The organism is Nocardia wallacei (assembly GCF_029869545.1).
Taxonomy (GTDB): Bacteria; Actinomycetota; Actinomycetes; order Mycobacteriales; family Mycobacteriaceae; genus Nocardia; species Nocardia wallacei_A.
Map to the genome: position 1 here is coordinate 1 of NZ_JARWQD010000027.1, position 2325 is coordinate 2325.

The window sequence follows — 2325 nt, forward strand, 5'->3', positions numbered from 1 at the left end:
CGCCGCCCCCCGTCCTCGCCTACCCCGGGGGGGGCGGGCGGCGTGTGGCTGGGGGGGGGGGGGGCTCGGCCATGCCCCGGGGCTACCCGGGGCGGGGGGCGGCCCCCGAGGGCCGCCCGCCGCTGCTCGGGATGCTCCCACGCCGCGTGCCAGAGATTGCCGAGGGTCAGCATCACCGTCTCGCTACCGGCGCCGACCAGCAGGATCAGCACGCCCACGATCTCCTCCGGGGTGAGCCGGTCGTCACCGTCGGCGGCGTCGAGCAGATCCGACAGCAGATCGTCGCGTCGATGCTTGTTCCGCTCGATCGTCAGCTCCGTGTAGTAGCCGACCAGGGCGCCGATGGCCTGCATCGCCTCCGGGCGCAGATCGGTGGACTCCTCCTCCGTGTACATGATCTCCATGCCGAGTTTGCGCACCGTCTCCCGGTCTGATTCGGGCACTCCGACCAGTTCGGAGATCACATCGGTGGGGAAGGGTGCCGCGAACTCCGACATCAGGTCGAAACTGCCCCGGGAGACCAGCGGCTCCAGCAGTCCGCGCGCGATCTCGCGCACCCGCGACTCCAGCGACTGCACGCGGTGCTGGGTGAACGCCCGGGTCACCAGGCCCCGCATGCGGGTGTGCTTGGGCGGGTCCATGGCCACGAACGAGAAGAACTGCTCCGCCTGCGGGCCCCAGAACGCCGGCTCCATGCGCAGCCCGTTGACGCTCGAGAAGCGCCGCGAATCCCGCAGTGCCGCAAGCACATCCGCATGCCGCGACAGGGCCCAGAAATCGTCGGTCTCGTTGCGGAAGACCGGGGCGTGCTCGCGCAGCCGGGCGTAGTAGGGATACGGGTCCGCGTGCACGTCGAAATCGTAGGGGCTGTACTGCACTGGCATGGCGAGCCTTCCGAGCGGTCCGGCAGGGCGCTACCGGTTTCACACTGCGAGCTGACATGATCACCATAGTCGACAGGAATGAGGGCACCGTGGAATCCGAACAGGCACCGCCCGGCATCGATGTGACCAAGCCTCACCCGGCCCGCCGCTACGACTACTGGCTCGGCGGCAAGGACAATTTCGAGGCCGACCGGGAATCGGCGGAGACGGTGGCCGAGGCCTTCCCCAGCATCCAGTTCGCGGCGCTGGAGAACCGCGCGTTCCTGCGCCGCGCGGTCACCTACCTGGCCCAGCAGGCGGGCGTGCGGCAGTTCCTCGACCTCGGCGCCGGGCTCCCGACCGCCGGGAACGTGCACGAGATCGCGCAGGATATCGCGCCGGAGTCGCGCATCGTCTACGTCGACAACGATCCGATCGTGTTCATCCACGCCCGCACGCTGCTCGACAGCAGCCCGCAGGGCCGGACCGCCTACCTCGAGGCCGACGTCCGGGAGCCGGGGCGCATCCTGGCCGATCCGGATCTGCGCGCCACCCTCGACCTGAGCCGGCCGGTGGCGCTCATGCTGGTCGCCGTCATGCATTTCATCGTCGACGAGGATCGGCCCTACGAGATCGTGCGGGAGCTGTGCGAGGCGCTGCCGTCGGGCAGCTATCTGGTGATGACGCACGCCACCAGCGACCACCTCACCGCCGAGGACCTCGCCGAGAGCGACGAGGCCAACCGCCGCAGCGGCATCCCGTTCCGGCTGCGCTCCACCGCCGAGTTCAGCCGCTTCTTCACCGGCCTCGATGTGGTGCCGCCCGGCATCGGCTCGATCATGTCCTGGCGCCCGGACAGCTGGAAGGCCCACCCCCGCCCCGAGGCGGTCTCCATGCTCGGCGCGGTCGCCCGCATCCGCTGACGGGTCCCGGCCAAAAGCATGCCGGGAAAGGAGAGGACGACGCACGCCGGATATAGATGTAGAAGCGGCGGACGCCGGAACGCTAGGCGGTGACGCGCGCCCGAACGGTAAGCGGTGCCCCACGTCGGAACGCCAAGCGGTGGTGACCCACGCCGGAACCGTCAGCAGTAACGCGCACCGGAACCATCAACAGCAACGCGCACCGGAACCATCAACAGCAACGCACGCCGGAACCATCAGCAGTAACGCACGGTGGAACCATCAGCGGTAGCGCACGGTGGAACCATCAGCGGTAGCGCACGGTGGAGCGAATTTGGGGCCGGGGGGGGGGGGGGGGGGGGGGGGGGGGGGGGGGGGGGGGGGGGGGGGGGGGTTTGGGTGGGGGGGGGCGGGGGGGGGGGGGGGGGGGGGGGGGGGGCGGGGGGGGGGGGCGGCCCGCGCGGGCGCCCGCCCCGGCCCGACGGCGGGCCCCGCGCCGCCGCGACACCCGGCCCCCCCGCGGCGACCGCGGGGCCGGCGGGCGGCTCTCTGGCGCGTCG

At 71.7% G+C, this 2325-nt stretch carries 2 protein-coding genes; one reads left to right on the forward strand and one right to left on the reverse strand.

What is annotated here, in order from left to right:
• The coding region (locus QH290_RS01400) for a cytochrome P450 family protein (RefSeq protein ID WP_280381747.1) at positions 1–884 on the reverse strand (884 nt) is incomplete at its 3' end.
• 56 nt (positions 885–940) lie between these two features.
• Between QH290_RS01400 and QH290_RS01405 the strand changes: the two genes are divergently transcribed.
• Positions 941–1786, forward strand: a complete 846-nt coding sequence (locus tag QH290_RS01405; protein ID WP_280262121.1) for an SAM-dependent methyltransferase — start codon at positions 941–943, stop codon at positions 1784–1786.
• The last annotated feature ends 539 nt before the right edge of the window (positions 1787–2325 follow it).

Bases quoted from the DNA above. Each gene is read 5' to 3' on its own strand.
- QH290_RS01405 (WP_280262121.1), top strand. From the start codon at position 941: ATGATCACCATAGTCGACAGGAATGAGGGCACCGTGGAATCCGAACAG.